The 16,933-nt window shown below is 63.9% G+C and carries 12 protein-coding genes; 4 read left to right on the top strand and 8 right to left on the bottom strand.

Annotated features, from left to right (window positions below; translation table 11 throughout):
• The first annotated feature begins 35 nt into the window (after positions 1-35).
• Positions 36-680, top strand: coding sequence for a hydrolase (locus PVZ80_RS22370; protein WP_016702824.1), 645 nt, complete (start codon positions 36-38; stop codon positions 678-680).
• Positions 681-827: 147 nt separating this feature from the next.
• Here PVZ80_RS22370 and PVZ80_RS22365 read toward each other — a convergent pair whose 3' ends face one another.
• Positions 828-1,157, bottom strand: a complete 330-nt coding sequence (locus tag PVZ80_RS22365; RefSeq protein WP_009048371.1) for a hypothetical protein — start codon at positions 1,155-1,157, stop codon at positions 828-830.
• Positions 1,158-1,726: 569 nt separating this feature from the next.
• Between PVZ80_RS22365 and PVZ80_RS22360 the strand changes: the two genes are divergently transcribed.
• A complete protein-coding gene (locus PVZ80_RS22360) occupies positions 1,727-4,087 on the top strand; it encodes a DNA polymerase II (RefSeq protein ID WP_162473259.1) in 2,361 nt (786 codons plus the stop codon).
• A 173-nt stretch (positions 4,088-4,260) separates the two neighbouring features.
• Here the strand turns inward: PVZ80_RS22360 and PVZ80_RS22355 are convergent, their stop codons facing one another.
• Positions 4,261-4,557 (bottom strand): hypothetical protein, encoded by a 297-nt coding sequence (locus PVZ80_RS22355; RefSeq protein ID WP_041986800.1) that lies wholly within the window; start codon positions 4,555-4,557, stop codon positions 4,261-4,263.
• A gap of 279 nt (positions 4,558-4,836) precedes the next feature.
• Between PVZ80_RS22355 and PVZ80_RS22350 the strand changes: the two genes are divergently transcribed.
• Positions 4,837-6,270, top strand: coding sequence for a serralysin family metalloprotease (locus tag PVZ80_RS22350; RefSeq protein ID WP_273864570.1), 1,434 nt, complete (start codon positions 4,837-4,839; stop codon positions 6,268-6,270).
• Between the two features lie 130 nt (positions 6,271-6,400).
• Here the strand turns inward: PVZ80_RS22350 and PVZ80_RS22345 are convergent, their stop codons facing one another.
• Both PVZ80_RS22345 and PVZ80_RS22340 read right to left on the bottom strand, forming a co-directional pair.
• Positions 6,401-8,023 (bottom strand): MFS transporter, encoded by a 1,623-nt coding sequence (locus tag PVZ80_RS22345; protein ID WP_016702820.1) that lies wholly within the window; start codon positions 8,021-8,023, stop codon positions 6,401-6,403.
• 176 nt (positions 8,024-8,199) lie between these two features.
• The gene (locus tag PVZ80_RS22340; protein ID WP_273864569.1) at positions 8,200-9,846 is read right to left on the bottom strand and encodes a GMC family oxidoreductase; all 1,647 of its coding nucleotides are present in this window, start codon (positions 9,844-9,846) and stop codon (positions 8,200-8,202) included.
• A 131-nt stretch (positions 9,847-9,977) separates the two neighbouring features.
• Between PVZ80_RS22340 and PVZ80_RS22335 the strand changes: the two genes are divergently transcribed.
• The gene (locus tag PVZ80_RS22335) at positions 9,978-10,883 is read left to right on the top strand and encodes a LysR family transcriptional regulator (RefSeq protein ID WP_009048377.1); all 906 of its coding nucleotides are present in this window, start codon (positions 9,978-9,980) and stop codon (positions 10,881-10,883) included.
• Between the two features lie 125 nt (positions 10,884-11,008).
• Here the strand turns inward: PVZ80_RS22335 and PVZ80_RS22330 are convergent, their stop codons facing one another.
• From PVZ80_RS22330 to PVZ80_RS22315, 4 genes are all read right to left on the bottom strand, one after another.
• Positions 11,009-12,889 carry a DUF3857 domain-containing transglutaminase family protein gene (locus PVZ80_RS22330; RefSeq protein WP_273864568.1) on the bottom strand — a complete coding sequence of 627 codons (1,881 nt, stop codon included), beginning with the start codon at positions 12,887-12,889 and terminating at the stop codon, positions 11,009-11,011.
• A 375-nt stretch (positions 12,890-13,264) separates the two neighbouring features.
• Positions 13,265-13,660: a YybH family protein gene (locus PVZ80_RS22325; RefSeq protein WP_009048379.1), complete on the bottom strand. Its 396-nt coding sequence runs from the start codon at positions 13,658-13,660 to the stop codon at positions 13,265-13,267.
• 17 nt (positions 13,661-13,677) lie between these two features.
• Positions 13,678-14,781 carry a DNA alkylation repair protein gene (locus tag PVZ80_RS22320; RefSeq protein WP_110175564.1) on the bottom strand — a complete coding sequence of 368 codons (1,104 nt, stop codon included), beginning with the start codon at positions 14,779-14,781 and terminating at the stop codon, positions 13,678-13,680.
• A gap of 191 nt (positions 14,782-14,972) precedes the next feature.
• Positions 14,973-16,796 carry a monovalent cation:proton antiporter-2 (CPA2) family protein gene (locus PVZ80_RS22315; RefSeq protein WP_016702815.1) on the bottom strand — a complete coding sequence of 608 codons (1,824 nt, stop codon included), beginning with the start codon at positions 16,794-16,796 and terminating at the stop codon, positions 14,973-14,975.
• Between the last annotated feature and the right edge of the window lie 137 nt (positions 16,797-16,933).

The raw sequence follows: 16,933 nt of genomic DNA, 5'->3' as shown, positions 1-16,933 counted from the left end.
ACCCACTTAGCTATCGACATCAAAAGGAACGCGCCATGTCTATCCGTGAACTGCTCAACCCAAGCAACTCCGCCCTGATCCTGATCGACCACCAGCCACAGATGTCCTTCGGCGTGCAGTCGATCGACCGCCAGACCCTGAAGAACAACACCGTGGGCCTGGCCAAGGCGGCGAAGATCTTCAACGTGCCGACCATCTTCACCTCGGTGGAAACCGAAAGCTTCAGCGGCTACATCTGGCCGGAACTGCTCAGCGTGTTCCCGGATCACCAGCCGATCGAGCGCACCTCGATGAACTCCTGGGAAGACAAGAAACTGGTGGAAGCGGTCAAGGCCACCGGACGCAAGAAACTGATCATGGCCGCGCTGTGGACCGAGGTCTGCCTGAACTTCCCGGCCCTGGAAGCCCTGGCCGAAGGTTATGAGGTGTACATCGTCACCGACGCTTCCGGTGGCACTACCCAGGAAGCCCATGACATGTCGGTGCAGCGCATGATCCAGGCCGGCGCGGTGCCGGTGACCTGGCAGCAAGTGCTGCTCGAATTCCAGCGCGACTGGGCGCACAAGGAAACCTACGACGCGGTGATGGACCTGGTGCGCGAGCATAGCGGCGCCTACGGCATGGGCGTGGACTATGCCTACACCATGGTGCACAAGGCGCCGCAGCGTCAGGTCAAGTAAGCCAGCGACCAACGATAACGCGGTTTAGCAGAAGCACCGCGTCATCCAAATAACCGGCAAGTTGCAATAAAAAAGGGACGCTCTTATTGGAGCGTCCCTTCTTGTTTAATGAATCAACGGTTGATCAGCGACAACGACAAGTTGCACTTAGCAGAACCGGTCAATCACCCGAACTTCCGACTTGTTCTGCAGCGATTGCCATTCATTCTTCAGGGTATCGAGTACCCGTCCGATGAAGTCCCTGTCGGCGGCGGCCTTCTTGCCGACGTAGCCCTGGCCACGGCGGTACATTTTCAGGCGGGCCAGCAGGTCCTGGTTGTTCTTGTCGAACTCTTCTTCATGGGCGTGGGGCGACAGGCAGTCGATATGGACCTGGCCAGACTTGGCAATCCACAGGATGTGGCTGTCATGTTTGTCTTTCTGTGCCGCGAACATACGAGCCAGTTCATCAATAGTAGGTTGATTGTTCAGATTCATTTGTAAGCCCCTTGACCATTTTGATCTATCTAGTTGAGTCGCTAATTGATATCGCTACATCGGTAAGTTGAACCCTGATACCGGAAACAGGGCGACAGAGGGTGTCTGTCGGATACAGATAAGGCCCAGAGCCTGATGCGTGTAGTCGTCTTGATTAACTGCTACGCAATAGCGTCACAACGAAGAGAAGCAGCGTAAACCTGGATCAAGCTGCCGAAGTTTTCAGTTTCGGCCACAAGCATCTTGAGGAGTTTTCGCCAGCTTCCCGCCCTTTGTACTGGACGTTCATGCCAGGTCAGTTTCATCAATCTGCCTTGTGGGCAGTACACATCCGGGTTAACAGCTCGGCGGTCAGACGAGCTTGCTCATAACACCTTTGCCAAGTCTCCCGATCGGGGAGACGCCTGCATCATGCAAGGGCAAATTCGCCTCGTCAACGGTTTTGTAGTGAAAATTTTCAATCACTACATATTGTCCGACAAAACCTTTCGGCACATGCCCGGAACGGGCTATCGCGACCGAAGGCAGGTAGAATCAAGGCCTTGAAACAGGTTCTTGAGGTTGCAGTGGTGGATTTACAGCAGGGCTTCGTCCTGACCCGGCACTGGCGTGACACGCCGGCAGGCACGGAGGTCGAGTTCTGGTTGGCGACCGATGCCGGGCCGCGCCAGATCCGTTTGCCGGTGCAGACCTCCGTGGCCTTCATTCCCGCCGAACAGCAGGAACAGGCCCGGCGCCTGCTGACCGACGATCGCGATGTCGAATTGCGTCCCCTGGGCCTGTGCGACTTCCAGCACCGCCCGGTGCTGGGCCTGTACTGCCCGCAGCACAATCAATTGATCCGCCTTGAAAAGACCTTGCGCCGCGCCGGCGTCGAGGTGTTCGAGGCCGATGTGCGGCCGCCCGAGCGCTACCTGATGGAGCGCTTCATCACCGCGCCGGTGTGGTTCGGCGGTACTCCGGGCGAGGGCGGGATGCTGCTGGAGGCGCAGATGAAGCCGGCGCCGGACTACCGACCGTCGTTGAAGCTGGTGTCGCTGGATATCGAGACCAGCGAGACCGGCGAGCTGTATTCCATCGCCCTGGAAGGCTGTGGCCAGCGCCAGGTGTACATGCTCGGCCGTGCTCGCGAGGACGACAGCGCGGTGGACTTCGACCTGGAGTTCTGCGCCAGTCGCGAGCAGTTGCTCGAGCGGCTCAACCAGTGGCTGGCGCGGCACGATCCGGACGCGATCATCGGCTGGAACCTGGTGCAGTTCGATCTGCGGGTGCTGCACGAACACGCGCGCCGCCTGGCGGTGCCCTTGCGCCTGGGGCGTGGTGGCGAGGAGATGCAGTGGCGCGAACACGGCAGCCGTACCCATTATTTCGCCGCGGCCGCCGGGCGCCTGATCATCGATGGCATCGAAGCCCTGCGCTCGGCGACCTGGAGCTTCCCGTCCTTCAGCCTGGAAAACGTCGCCCAGACCCTGCTCGGCGAAGGCAAGTCGATCGACAACCCTTACCAGCGCATGGACGAAATCAACCGTATGTTCGCCGAGGACAAGCCCGCCCTGGCGCGCTACAACCTCAAGGACTGCGAGCTGGTGACGCGGATTTTCGCCAAGACCGAGCTGCTCACCTTTCTTCTCGAGCGGGCCACGGTCACCGGCCTGCCGGCCGACCGCAGCGGCGGTTCGGTGGCGGCCTTCACCCACCTGTACATGCCACTGATGCACCGCCAGGGCTTCGTCGCGCCGAACCTCGGCGAGAAGCCGCCGGAGGCCAGCCCCGGCGGTTTTGTCATGGACTCGCGGCCGGGTCTGTACGAGTCGGTGCTGGTGCTGGACTACAAGAGCCTGTACCCGTCGATCATCCGCAGCTTCCTGATCGACCCGGTGGGGCTGGTGGAAGGCTTGCGCCACCCGGCGGACGACGAGTCGGTGCCGGGCTTTCGCGGCGCGCGGTTTTCCCGCAGCCGGCATTGCCTGCCGTCGATCGTCGCCCGGGTCGCCGAGAGCCGCGAAGTGGCCAAGCGCGAACACAATGCGCCGCTGTCCCAGGCGCTGAAGATCATCATGAACGCCTTCTATGGCGTGCTCGGTTCCAGTGGCTGCCGCTTCTTCGATCCGCGCCTGGCCTCGTCGATCACCATGCGCGGCCACGAAATCATGCGCCGCACCCGCCAGCTCATCGAAGCGCAGGGCCACAAGGTGATCTACGGCGACACCGACTCGACCTTCGTCTGGCTCGGCAGCGCCCACGCCGAGGTGGATGCCGCGCGCATCGGCCGCGCCCTGGTGCAGCACGTCAACCAGTGGTGGCGCGATCACCTGCGCGATGAATACGGCCTGGAAAGCGCCCTGGAACTGCAGTTCGAAACCCACTTCAGCCGCTTTTTGATGCCGACCATTCGTGGCGCGGAGGAGGGCAGCAAGAAGCGCTACGCCGGCCTGGTGACCCGCGCCGACGGCACCCAGGAGATGGTCTACAAGGGCCTGGAAGCGGTGCGCACCGACTGGTCGCCGCTGGCCCAGCAGTTCCAGCAGGAGCTGTACCAGCGGATCTTCCATCGCCAGCCGTACCAGGATTATGTGCGCGACTACGTGCGGCGCACCCTGGCCGGCGAGCTGGACGAGCAACTGGTGTACCGCAAGCGCCTGCGCCGCCAGCTGGACGACTACGAACGCAACGTGCCACCCCATGTACGCGCCGCGCGCCTGGCCGACGAATACAACCAGCAGCACGGCCGGCCCCAGCGCTATCAGAACGGCGGCTGGATCAGCTACGTGATCACCCTGGCCGGTCCCGAACCCCTGGAAAACCGCACCGCGGCCATCGATTACGATCACTACGTGACCCGCCAATTGCAGCCGGTGGCGGATGCCATCCTGCCGTTCGTGCAGGACGACTTCAGCACCCTGGTGGGTGGGCAGATGGGGTTGTTCTAGGAGGCATCTCGTCGTAGCCGCTGCCGAGGCTGCGAACGACTTGGGCGGCATTCCGACGCAGCAGGCGCAAACCTGAGAACGCGTTGAGTCTGGATAATCGCGATGTCCCCCATTACGGCTGCTTCGCGGCCGATCGCAGCCTCGCGGGCTCGGCAGCGGCTACAGGGAAGGGCTCAGTCGTCGACCGAGGTGCAAATGCCGCTGGCGCCTTGCTTGCCGCTGTAGGTCACGACCACCGAATCGTCATCCTCCACGCTGATGGACACCATGATGCCCGCGCCCTTGGCCTCGAAATAACGCTCGTTGACGGTCTTGGTCTGGGCCTCTTTGCCGTTGATGAACACCGGTCCCCCTTCCTCCGCGCTGACTGGAATATTGCCCGGACAGTCGACGTTAAACAGCGGGATGCCTTCGGCGTGGGCGGCGCTGGCGACCAGCGACAGGGCGCAGCTAAGGAGGATTTTTTTCATCGTGGACTCCTTCAGGAAACAGGCAGAAGCCCGGGTGCAGCAGGGGGCTCCGTTAGCGCTGAAGCTTAGCGTATGGCGTGCTTGGGTAAGGGATTGGCGGCGATTTTAATGATATGAAAGGTTGTCTGGGCATATTGTCGGACAATAAAAATCGTGGACGAGGCGCCGATCTCTGTGTCAGTTTTTCCCCGCCTTGAATAGGGCGAGTGATAGGACGATCTCGCTAACAGGTCGCCGTGGTCTATCGGAAATTTTCAGCGTTGAACAAGGATGTAAATGATGTCAAAAGCCAAAGAAAATGCCGGTTTTTCGGCAGCTCCAGGCAGCGATGCCTACCAACTGATCACTGCCTTCAGCCATGCCTATGATCGTGGCGGCGCAGAGCTGGTGAATGGCAAGCCGTCGTACACCGCGGACCAGGCCGCCGACCAGATCCTGCGCAAGAACCTGTCCTGGCACGACCAGAACGGCGACGGCAAGATCGAGCTGAGCTATAGCTTCCTCACCCGCGAACCGGCCAACTACAACCCCAAGCTGGGTACCTTCAGCGAGTTCAGCGCGTTGCAGAAAGCCCAGGCGTTCCTGGCCCTGCAATCCTGGTCGGACGTGGCCAATGTGAGCTTCAACGAAGCGGCGAGCGGCGGTGACGGGCACCTGAGTTTCGGCAACTACAACGTCAGCACCGGTGGCGCGGCCTTCGCCTACCTGCCTTCGGGCAGCAGCTATGACGGCCAGTCCTGGTACCTGATCAACGATCAGTACCGGGTCAACGAAACCCCGGGCAACGGCAACTACGGTCGCCAGACCCTGACCCACGAAATCGGCCACAGCCTGGGCCTGTCCCATCCGGGCGCCTACAACGCCGGCAACGGCAACCCGACCTACAACGATGCCACCTACGCCCAGGACACGCGCGGCTACAGCCTGATGAGCTACTGGAGCGAGAGCAACACCGGGCAGAACTTCAGTAAGGACGGCGGTGGCGCCTACGCTTCGGCCCCCTTGATGGACGACATCGTGGCGGTGCAGAAACTCTACGGTGCCAACCACGAGACCCGCGCCGACGACACCGTGTACGGCTTCAACTCCAACACCGGGCGCGATTTCTACAGCGCCAGCTCATCCGCCTCCAAGCTGGTGTTCTCGGTGTGGGACGGCGGCGGCAACGACACCCTGGACTTCTCCGGCTTCACCCAGAACCAGAAGATCAACCTCAACGAGGGCTCGTTCTCCGACGTCGGCGGCTTGGTGGGCAACGTGTTCGTGGCCCATGGCGTGACCCTGGAAAACGCCATTGGCGGCTCGGGCAACGACCTGCTGATCGGCAACGCCGCGGCCAACATCCTCGAAGGCGGTGCCGGCAACGACATCCTCTACGGCGGCGGTGGTCGCGACACGCTGTGGGGCGGGGCAGGGGCGGACACCTTCGTGTTCGGCGCGGCATCCGATTCGACCTTCGATGAGCCCGACTGGATCATGGATTTCACCAGTGGCCAGGACAAGATCGACCTCAGCGGCCTGGCGCAGTTCGCCTCGGGCCAGGCGACCCTGAACTTCGTCAGCGGCTTCACCGGCCACGCCGGCGACGCGATCCTGACCTACTACGCCGAGACCGACCAGACCAGCTTGCTGGTCGACCTCACTGGCCTTGGCGCGGTGGACTTCGCCGTGGGCACCATCGGCCAGGCGGCGACCACCGATATCGTGGCCTGATCGACAGCAACGAAAACGGCGCGCCATGGCGCGCCGTTTTTTTGGCCGCTACCCTTGGCTGACGATGATGGCCCCAAGGCCTGCAACCATCCTTGGGGCGCTATCGCCAGCGAGGGTTTTCCGGGGCTTTTCAGTTCTTGTCGATATCGACGTTGCGGGTTTCCCGCAGGCAGGTCAGGCCGACGAGCAGGCTGACCCCGGTGATCACCACCGGGTACCACAGGCCGTAGAAGATATCGCCGGTGTACACCACCAGGGCGAAGGACACGGTGGGCAGGAAGCCGCCGAACCAGCCGTTGCCGATGTGGTAGGGCAGAGACATGGAGGTGTAGCGGATGCGGGTCGGGAACAGCTCGACCATCAGCGCCGCCAGCGGGCCGTAGCACATGGCGGCGATCAGGATCAGGGCGACGATCAGCACCACGACCATGGTTTTGTTGACGTTCTGGATGTCGGCCGATTGCGGGTAGCCGGCCAGGGTCACGGCACCGCGCAGGGCGGCTTCGTCGAAGCCGTCGATCTGCACCTCGCCGACGTTGACCTGCACCGGGCTGCCGGCTGGCGCGGCGATGCTGGTGTAGGGCAGGCCCTGCTTGACCAGGAAGGTCTTGACCTTGTCGCACGGACTGTCGAAACGCGCCTTGCCCACCGGGTCGAACTGGAAGGTGCAGGTGGCGGGGTCGGCCAGCACGCTGATCGGCGCCTGGCGGCTGGCCTGGTCGATGGCCGGGTTCGCGTAGTGGGCCAGGGACTTGAAGATCGGGAAGTACAGCGCGGTGGCCAGCAACAGGCCGACCATCAGCACCGGTTTGCGGCCGACCTTGTCCGACAGCCAGCCGAAGAAGATGAAGAACGGCGCGCCGATCACCACGCTGATGATCAGCAGCATGTTGGCCAGGGCCGGGTCCATCTTGAGGAACTGGGTGAGGAAGAACAGCACGTAGAACTGCGCGGCGTAGAAGGTCACCGCTTGCCCGGCGTTGATGCTGAACAGGGCGATCAGCACCACCTTGAGGTTTTCCCATTTACCGAAGGACTCGCGGATCGGCGCCTTGCTGGCCTTGCCTTCTTCTTTCATCTTCAGGAAGGCCGGCGACTCGTGCAGGCTCAGGCGGATCCAGGTGGAAATGCCCAGCAGCACGATCGACAGCAGGAACGGCAGGCGCCAGCCCCAGACTTCGAACTGGTCGCCGGTGAAGTAGCGGCAGCCCAGCACCACCAGCAGCGATAGCAGCAGGCCGAGGGTCGCGGTGGACTGGATCCAGCTGGTGTGGAAACCGCGCTTGCCCTGGGGCGCGTGCTCGGCGACGTAGGTCGCGGCGCCACCGTATTCACCGCCCAGGGCCAGGCCCTGGAGCATGCGCAGGGCGACCAGGATGATCGGCGCGGCGATGCCGATGCTCGAGTAGGTCGGCAGCAGGCCCACGGCGAAGGTCGCCAGGCCCATGAGAATGATGGTGGCGAGGAAGGTGTACTTGCGCCCGATCATGTCCCCCAGGCGACCGAACACCAGGGCGCCGAACGGCCGCACCACGAACCCGGCGGCGAACGCCATCAGGGCGAAGATAAAGGCGGTGGTGTCGTTGACCCCGGCGAAGAACTGCTTGCTGATGACCGCCGCGAGGGCGCCGTAGAGGAAAAAGTCATACCACTCGAAGACCGTCCCCAGGGACGAGGCGAAGATGACTTTCTGGCTTTCCTGGCTGGTGGGCGCGGCGGCGGCCGCGTCCAGCGATTGAGCATGTTCCGACATATCGATATCCCTCACAGTGATTGTTTTTGTTGTTCCACTGTCGGCGCCGGCGTGGCGTCGCTATCTTCTGTGCCTGCCTCTGTAGGAGCGAAGCTTGCTCGCGATAGGCCCTTGAACCTTGCATCGCTCTTGCGGCCATCATCGCGAGCAAGCTCGCTCCTACAAGGGTTCAACGATCAGGCGGGGGTAACGGTTTGTTTTTCGGCGGCAGGGCTCCTGGTCGAGGTAGTGAGAATCAGCTCGGCGGCCTTCTCGGCGATCATCAGCGTCGGCGAACAGGTATTGCCGGAGGTGATGTACGGCATGATCGAGGCATCGGCGATGCGCAGGCCGGGGATGCCATGCACCCGCAGCTCGGCATCGACCACCGCATCCGTGCCCTGGCCCATGCGGCAGGTGCCCACCGGATGGAAGATGGTGGTGCCGATGCGCGCAGCGGCCTGGTGCAGTTGTTCCTCACTCTGCAACTCGGCCCCCGGCAAGTACTCCGTGGGCTTGAAGGCTTGCAGGGCCGGCGCGGCGACGATGCGCCGGGTCAGGCGAATGGCGTCGGCGGCGACCCGCAGGTCTTCCGGGTGGCTCAGGTAGTTGGGCTGGATCAGCGGCGCCGCCTGCGGGTCGGCGGAGCGGATTTCCACCCGGCCACGGCTTTGTGGACGCAGGTCGCAGACCGACGCGGTAAAGGCCGGGAAGGCGTGCAGCGGTTCGCCGAAACGCTCCAGCGACAGTGGCTGCACATGGTATTCGAGGTTGGCCGAAGTCTGCTCCGGCCCTGAGCGGGCAAAGGCCCCCAGCTGGCTCGGCGCCATGGACAGCGGGCCGCTGCGGTCGTACAGGTAGCGCAGGCCCATGCCCAGCTTGCCCCACAGGCTGCCGGCGATCTGGTTCAGGGTGCGGGCGTTTTCCAGCTTGTAGATCAGCCGCAGTTGCAGGTGATCCTGCAGGTTGCCACCAACCCCCGGCAGCTCGTGGGCGACGCCTATGCCTAAGCGTTGCAGCAGCGCGGCGGGGCCGATTCCCGAACGTTGCAGGATGCTCGGCGAGCCGATGGCGCCGGCGCTGAGGATGATTTCGCGGCGGGCCTTGAAGGTCTGCGGCTGGCCCTGGTGACGGGCGCTGACCGCGGCCGCGCGGCCGTTTTCCAGGAGCACGCGATCGACCTCGACCCCGGTCAGCACGGTAAGGTTGGGCCGCTGGCGGATCGGCTTGAGGAAGGCCTTGGCGGCGTTCCAGCGCACCCCGGCTTTCTGGTTGACCTGGAAGTAGCCGCAGCCTTCGTTGTCGCCGTCGTTGAAGTCGTCGATGCTGGCGATGCCGCTCTGTTCGGCGGCGCTGCGGAAGGCATCGAGGATCGGCCATGACAGACGCTGGCGCTCGACCCGCCATTCGCCGGCGGCGCCATGGAACTGCGAGTCGCCGGCAAAGTGGTTTTCGCTTTTGCGAAACAGCGGCAGAACGTCCTGCCAGTTCCAGCCGGGATTGCCGTCGGCGGCCCAGCGCTGATAGTCGCCGGCCTGGCCGCGCATATAGATCATGCCGTTGATCGACGAGCAGCCGCCCAGCACCTTGCCGCGCGGGTAGCTCAGGCTGCGGCCTTGCAGGCCGGGTTCGGCTTCGGTCTTGAAGCACCAGTCGGTGCGCGGGTTGCCGATGCAGAACAGGTAGCCGACGGGAATGTGAATCCAGGGGTAGTTGTCGCGGCCACCGGCTTCCAGCAGCAGGACGCGGTGGGCCGGGTTGGCGGACAGCCGATTGGCCAGCAGGCAACCGGCAGGGCCGGCGCCGACCACTATGTAGTCGTATGGATCGAAGGCAGGCAGCATCCATGACCTCGCTTTATCGTTCTTGTTGGGCTCATCCTAGTTGTTAGCTTTCGTTAAAAGAATGTTAGTTTTTGCTCAGCCGCTGTGCGTTTTTAAACAGTGGCTTCCCCCGGCATCTGCAAGGAAGAGTCATGTTCGACTGGAACGACCTGCGGTTTTTTCTCGAGCTGCAACGCAGCGGTCGCTTGCTGACCGCGGCCCAGCGGCTGAAGACCACCCACGCCACGGTGGCCCGGCATATCGAGGCGATCGAGAAAAGCCTGGGCACCGCGCTGTTTGTCCAGCATGCCCAGGGCTACGAACTGACGCCGGCCGGGGAAGCCTTGCTCAAGCATGCCGAGGCCATGGAGAACGTGGCCTTGCTGGCCCAGGAGGAAATCACTCAGTCCACCGCGCCCCTGGGCAAGATCCGCGTGGGCGTCACCGAGGGCCTGGGCATCATGTTTCTCGCCAGCCGCCTGCGCGGTCTGTTCGAGCGTTATCCGGGGCTGGAGGTGGAACTGGTGGCGGTGCCGCGTTTTGTCAGCATCCTCAACCGCGAGGCGGAGATCAGCATCCACCTGGAGCGGCCCAACGCCGACATGCTGGTGACTCGCAAGCTCACCGACTACCGCCTGGCCCTGTACGCCAGCCAGGCGTACCTGGACCGCGCGCCGCCGCTGCGCAGCCGCGAGGACCTGGGGCGACATGCCTGGATCGATTATGTCGACGACCTGCTGTTCAGCCAGGAACTGAAGTTCCTCAACAGTTTCTGCCGCAACCCCCAGGTGGTGTTCCACAGCACCAGTGTGATCGCCCAGCAACAGGCCGCGCGCTCCGGCCTGGGCATTGCCGTGCTGCCGTGCTACATGGCCGCCGGCGATCCGCAGCTGGTGCCCTTGCTGCCCGGCGAGAGCATCCAGCGCGCCTACTGGATCAGCACCCGGCGCGACCTGCACAAATCCGTGCGCCTGCGGGTGGTGTGGGATTACCTGGTCGAGCTGTGCGCGGCCGAGCAAGGCTTGCTGCTCGCCGAGTCGACGCCGGAAACCGGCTAGGGCAATTGTTTTTTGTAGGAGCGAGCTTGCTCGCGATGGGCGTCAACGATGACGCGTATCACCTGGATGAGCGCGTTGCTTTTGCGTTCATCGCGAGCAAGCTCGCTCCTACAGAGGGGGGCGGATCAGCTCTTTTTCGCTGCACCCTTGAGCTGCACCAACTGCCGCGCTTGCTCGGAGCAGTCCTTGGCCTGGCTGACCATGGCCTCGAACGGCGCGCTGACGATGTCCTCATGGCTCAGCCAGCGTTTTTTCTGGCTCAGGCGGTAGTGGTAGCGGTACTCGCCCTTGACCCGTTCGCTGCGCAGGTCCATGTCGAACCAGGGCGAGCGCACGTTGCAGGCCTTGACGTCCTTGTCCAGCTGGGCGCCGGAGAGGGTAATGGTGTAGCGCAGGGTATTGGCGTCACCGATGTACAGGTCCGCCAGCTGGCCGTTGCGGCGATAGTTGACCAGGAAGTCCCAGTCGCCCTCCAGGGCCGGGCTCTTGTAGAAGTAGCTGCCGGAGATGTTTTCCAGTGGCTTGAGGTCGGTCAGGGAGGCCTTGACCCGGTAAGTCTTGGGGGCGACGAAGGCGGTCGGCTCGCGATCGATCTGGCAGTCGCGCAGTTCCCGGGTGAAACGCTCGCACAGGCTCTGGTCGTTGCTGGCGATGCCGTTCTGGTTGTCGGACACCATCAGTCGCATCAGCTCCATGTGGCTGAATTCGATACGGGCGTTGACCCGAGCCTGGCCGGCGCGGTCGAAGTGCTCCTGCTTGTCCAGCACGATGCTGGTGTCCGGCGCTTCCAGCGGAATGTAGTCCTGGCGCACCTGGCCGTTGGCGTCGCTGACAAAGGCCCAGCGCTCCTGGATGTCCGGCATGCTGCGGCCCGGGTCGAACACCGGGTTGGTCGGGTCCAGCCACCACACTTTGCCGTCGACCTCGGCCCGCACGATGGCATGGTTCGGCGCGTGGGTGCCAGGGATCAACAGCGGTGCGACGACGTTCTCGCGGCTGACCCAGGCCGGCTCGGCCTTGATCCCGCTGGCCTTTAGCATGGCGGCCAGGAGCACCGCCAGGTCCTTGCAGTCGCCATAGCCGCGCTGTTCGATCTGCTCCAGCTCGAACGGCACGTAACCGCGTTCGGTGGCGCGCCAGTCGCCCAGGTAGCGGTAGTTGTCGTTGATGTGCTGCATCAGCCCGGCGACTTTCTCGGCGGGCGGCAGCTCGCGCAAGGCGGCCACGGCCTTGGCGCTGGCCGGCGGCAGGGGCGTGGCGAGTATCTGCTGGTAGCGCTGGGCCAGTGGGCCGAAATAGTCCTGCACCTCGGTGCTGCTGCCCAGCTCGACCCGCGGCACCTGCCGGATAAAGCCGATCGAGGGTTCATTGATGTAGTTGAGGAAGACCGGGGCCTTCTGCTCGATGGTGAGTTTTTTCCGATCGCTGGAGGCCGTAAAGCGGTAGTCGTCCATCTGCTCGCTGCGCCAGATGATCGGGCGCGTGGCGCGGTAGGTGATCTTGAAGCTGTCCTGGCGCACCGGCTTGGGGCCGAACTGCAGCACCGAGTGGAACTGCCCCAGCAGCGGTTTGGCCGCGTAGTGCTGCTGCACGGTATAGCTGAGCCGGGTGCCGACCCGCAGGTTGGGGAAGGCCAGGGACGTCTGCTTTTCGCGCAGGAAACCCTGTTCCGGATTCGGTGCGGTACGCGTATCGATCTGCGCCGGCGCCAGCGCCACGGGCTTGCCGCCCGGCTGGGTGAATTCGGCTTTGCGCAGTTCGAAGCCATCGGTTTCGGCATAGCTGAAGTCGATGCGCGAAAGCATTTCCCGGCCCGCCGGGGTGAGGATGGTGTAGTGCTGGGTGGTGGTGCAGTCGCTGCTGTGGTCGGCGTTGAACTGGCATTCCATCACGGCGTCGGCGGCCAGGGCAGCTTCCGATTGCGGTTGATAGGCAGCCAGGGCTTGCCAGGAGAGCAGTCCGAGACCGGCGCAGATCAGGGGACGGTAAAGCGGAAAACGGTACATGAGCGCCTCGGGTGAATCATTGAAATCAGCCACCTCGCACACGGCGAATCGCGCGTGACAGGCGGGGTGGCTAGCGGGGGAGGCGCCAAATGATAATTTATCGCAATACGGATTTACAGCATTGTCTGACAATTCGTTTCGGCTGTAAGGCCCGAGATAGAGTGGTTTCTTCGATTCGGTCGAGATCGTTGGACGGCGGGAGAGGGCGTTCGCAGCGCTGGAATTTTTCCTCGAAACAGGGTTTTCGTCCCCGCAGATATGGCGCAAAGCCATATCTGCAAGCTGAACGCTTCCAGGCGGTTTTCCGTTGTTTTCGCAAGAAGTCGCTCGGCGGATTTTGCGAAACAATTTGTTACGAGATCGCCGCCCGCGGGCTCAGCCGTCGAGCAGGTCGGTGCCGTAGGAGTTGTCGATCACACAGCGCCAGGCGCCCGACGGCTCATGGCGAAAGACATAGGTGGCGCGCCGTTCCAGGGTGCTGGCGATGCCGTCCCGGTCCAGGGTGTCGAGCAGGGTGTGCATGATCACCAGCGCGGTGCCGGCGCCTTCGATGACCTGCATCGCGCCTTGCCGGACCACCATGCTGTGGTTGAAGTGCTCGGCGATGGCCACGAAGGCCCGGCGGATCTGTTCCTTGCCCCGGGCTTCCAGGCCCGGCTTGACCACCAGCGTGGCGTCCTCGGCGTAGAAATCCATCAGGCTGTCGAAGTCTTCGGCGGTGATCGCGCGGTCGGCGGCTTCGATCAGGGTTTTCAGCGGATGGGGCTGCATGGTCGCTCCTTGCGGTTTCAGTTGTGGATCTCGAACGCCGTGCTGCCCAGGCGCTCGCCGTTGACCAGGATATGCAGCTCATGACGCCCGGGATAGTGGCGGCGGGTGGTCAGTTCGCGGATGTGCTGGGCGCGGCCGAGCTGTTCCCGGGCCTTGGCGGGCAGGGTGAAGGCCTTGAGCTTGAACACCTTGGCGCTGGTGCCGCCCGAGGCCTTGACGTAGTCGATGGCGTAATCCACCACCAGGCGCTGGCTGGCGTCGGCGGTGGACTCCAGGGCAAAGGACAGATTGATCCGTTCCCCCAGGCGGATCACCGCCGGCTCGACCCGCAGACCCTGCAACTTCACCTGCGGCGCCTGGCCGGCGCCGACGATCGCCAGCGCCCGGCGATTGCCCTGCTTGATCAGGCTGCGCAAGGCGTGGCGGGCGATCCAGGCGGTGTGCGGGTTGTCCAGGGACCAGCCTTCGATCAGCGCCAGGACCCAGTCGGGATGGTCCTTGGTGATGTCGTTGAGGTGATTGGCCACCGACTTGCGCACATACAGGCTGGGGTCGGCCTTGAGGCGTTCGAGGATTGGCGCCGCCAGGCTCGGGTCGGCCTGGATCCGCTCCAGGCGGAACGACCAGGGCAGGCGCGGGCGGCTGCCTTCGCTGGCCAGGCGGCGCACATGTTCGTTGTCGTCCCGGGCCCAGTCCCGCATCACCGCCAGGGTGCGCGGCAGGTCATTGGCGAGGAACGGGCGGATGGCGAACTCCGAGGAGCCGAAGGCGGTGAAATACTTGAGCGCCTGCATCGAGCGCTCGAAGGCGTGCCCGCCGTAGCTGGCCACATAGTGCGGCAGGAACATGCAGACGAAGCGGCTGTTCAGGCGCGGGGCCAGGTCGTACAGCCGTGCGAGGTTGGCCTCGTAATCCGCCGGCAGTACCGCCTGCAGGCTTTCGCTGACCCGCGCCAGGCGTTGCATCACCGAGAGGTCAGCGAGGCCCTGTTTCGCCTGGGCGAGAAAGCCGCGGTGGTCGAACGCCGGGTACACCGCGAGCATTTCCCGGGCGATGTGTTCCAGGCGTTCGACGTTGAAGATTTCCTTGAGGGCGGGGGCGCTGGGGCTGGCTGCGGTCATCGGCGTATCCATTCGGGACGGGGCGTCGAGCACTGTAGCGCAACTGACTGACAGATGGTGTCAGGAGCCCAGGGGATGGAGTCAGGCCCGACGCCATCGCGAGCAAGCTCGCTCCTACAGGGATCGTGGTGCTTCTCTGTAGGAGCGAGCTTGCTCGCGAAAGATCTCAGCCGCACCGCATAGCTCGATGCTCAGCGCGGTGGCGGCAACACGCCTTCGGCCTGCTCGTCCTGCTCATCCGCCTCGAACAGCCGCGCCAGTTCGGCCCGGGCTTCCTGGGCCGATTGCAGGATCTTGGCGTGGTCGTCGTAGATCGCGTGCTGGGCTTCGAGCACCTGTTCGTCGTGGGCGGTGAAGCGCTTGATCCGCGAGTCGGCCTGGGCGTGGGTCAGGCCCAGGCCGATCAGCGCCTTGCGGCTCATTTCCAGGCTCGAGTAATAGGTTTCCCGCACCGCCTCGGCACCCAGGTCCACCAGCTTGTGCACGTGCTGGCGGTTACGGGCGCGGGCGATGATCTTGATGTGCGGGTAGAGCTTGCGCACCACCGCGGCGGTGTTGATGTTGGTCTGCGGGTCGTCGGTGGCGATCACGAAATATTCCGCCTCGCCGACCTTGGCCGCCTTGAGGATTTCCGCACGCATCGGGTCGCCGTAGAACACCGGCATGCCGCCGAAGCTGCGGGTCAGCTCGATGGTGTCGACCGAGGTGTCGAGGGCCACGAAGGGGATCTTCTGCGCCCGCAGGATCCGCGCGACGATCTGGCCCATCCGGCCCATGCCGGCGATCACCACCCGTGGCGCGTCGGTTTCGATCTCGCGGTACTCGGCGGGCATCTCCACGGGCTTGGCCTTGGGCTGCAAGAAGCGTGCGCAGGCCAGGAGCAGCAGTGGGGTCAGGGCCATGGACAGGGTGATGGTCAGCACCAGCAGGTCATACAGGCGCGCCTCGAACAGGCCCTGGTCGCGGCCGATCTTGAACACCACGAAGGCGAACTCACCGCCGGCCGCCAGCACCACGCCCAGGCGCACCGCGCTCAAGCGCCCCAGGCCACCGGCCAGGCGCCCGACCACGAACAGCAGCGGCAGCTTGATGGCGATCAGCAGCAGGGTCAGGCCCAGCACCGCGATCGGCGCGCTGAACAGCAGGCCGATATTGGCGCCCATGCCGACGCTGATGAAAAACAACCCCAGCAGCAGGCCCTTGAAGGGTTCGATCTGCGCTTCCAGTTCATGGCGGTATTCCGAGTCTGCCAGCAGCAGGCCGGCAAGGAAGGCGCCAAGGGCCATGGACACGCCCACCATGTCCATCAGCCACGCAGTGCCGATCACCACCAGCAAGGCGGTGGCGGTAGATACTTCCGGCAGGCCGGTGCGCGCCACCACGCGGAACACCGGGCGCAACAGATAACGTCCGCCAATCACCACTACGGCGATGCTGCCCAGCACTTGCAGGCCATGGCGCAGGTCTTCGGCGCTGCTGGTGTTGTGGTCGACCCCGGCCAGCACCGGGACCATGGCGATCAATGGAATCGCCGCGATGTCCTGGAACAGCAGGATGGCGAAGGCCAGGCGCCCGTGGGGGCTGGTCAGCTCCTTGCGTTCGGCCAGGCTTTGCAGGCCGAAGGCGGTGGACGACAACGCCAGGCCCAGGCCCAGCACGATGGCGCTGTTCAGCGGCTGGCCAAACAGGAACAGGGCCACGCAGCCGATCACCACCCCGGTCAGCAGCACCTGGGCCAGGCCGACGCCGAACACCGATTTACGCATCACCCACAAGCGCCGTGGCGACAGCTCCAGGCCGATGATGAACAGCAGCAACACCACGCCCAGCTCCGACACATGGCTGATGCTCTGCGGGTTGCCCACCAGCCCCAGCACCGCCGGGCCGATGATCACCCCGGCCAGCAGGTAGCCAAGCACGGCCCCCAGTTGCAGGCGCTTGGCCAGGGGGACGGTCAGCACCGCCGCGAACAGGAACACGACAGCGGCTTGCAACAGGTTGCCTTCATGGGGCATGGGCTTACTCCTGGGAAAACGGGTATTGGGTGGTGCACGGAAAAAACGGCTGCGCCTCAGGCAACCGTTTGGCCCGCAGGTTCCATGGGGGGATGGCTGTGCAGCATAAAGTCTGGGCCCGGCGCAGTCAGCCGTTA

Origin of the sequence: Pseudomonas sp. B3G-3 (assembly GCF_028640915.1) — a bacterium.
Classification (GTDB): Bacteria; Pseudomonadota; Gammaproteobacteria; order Pseudomonadales; family Pseudomonadaceae; genus Aquipseudomonas; species Aquipseudomonas chlororaphis_I.
Note: the sequence above shows the minus strand (reverse complement) of the source record. Positions and strands in the feature narration are given on the sequence as shown.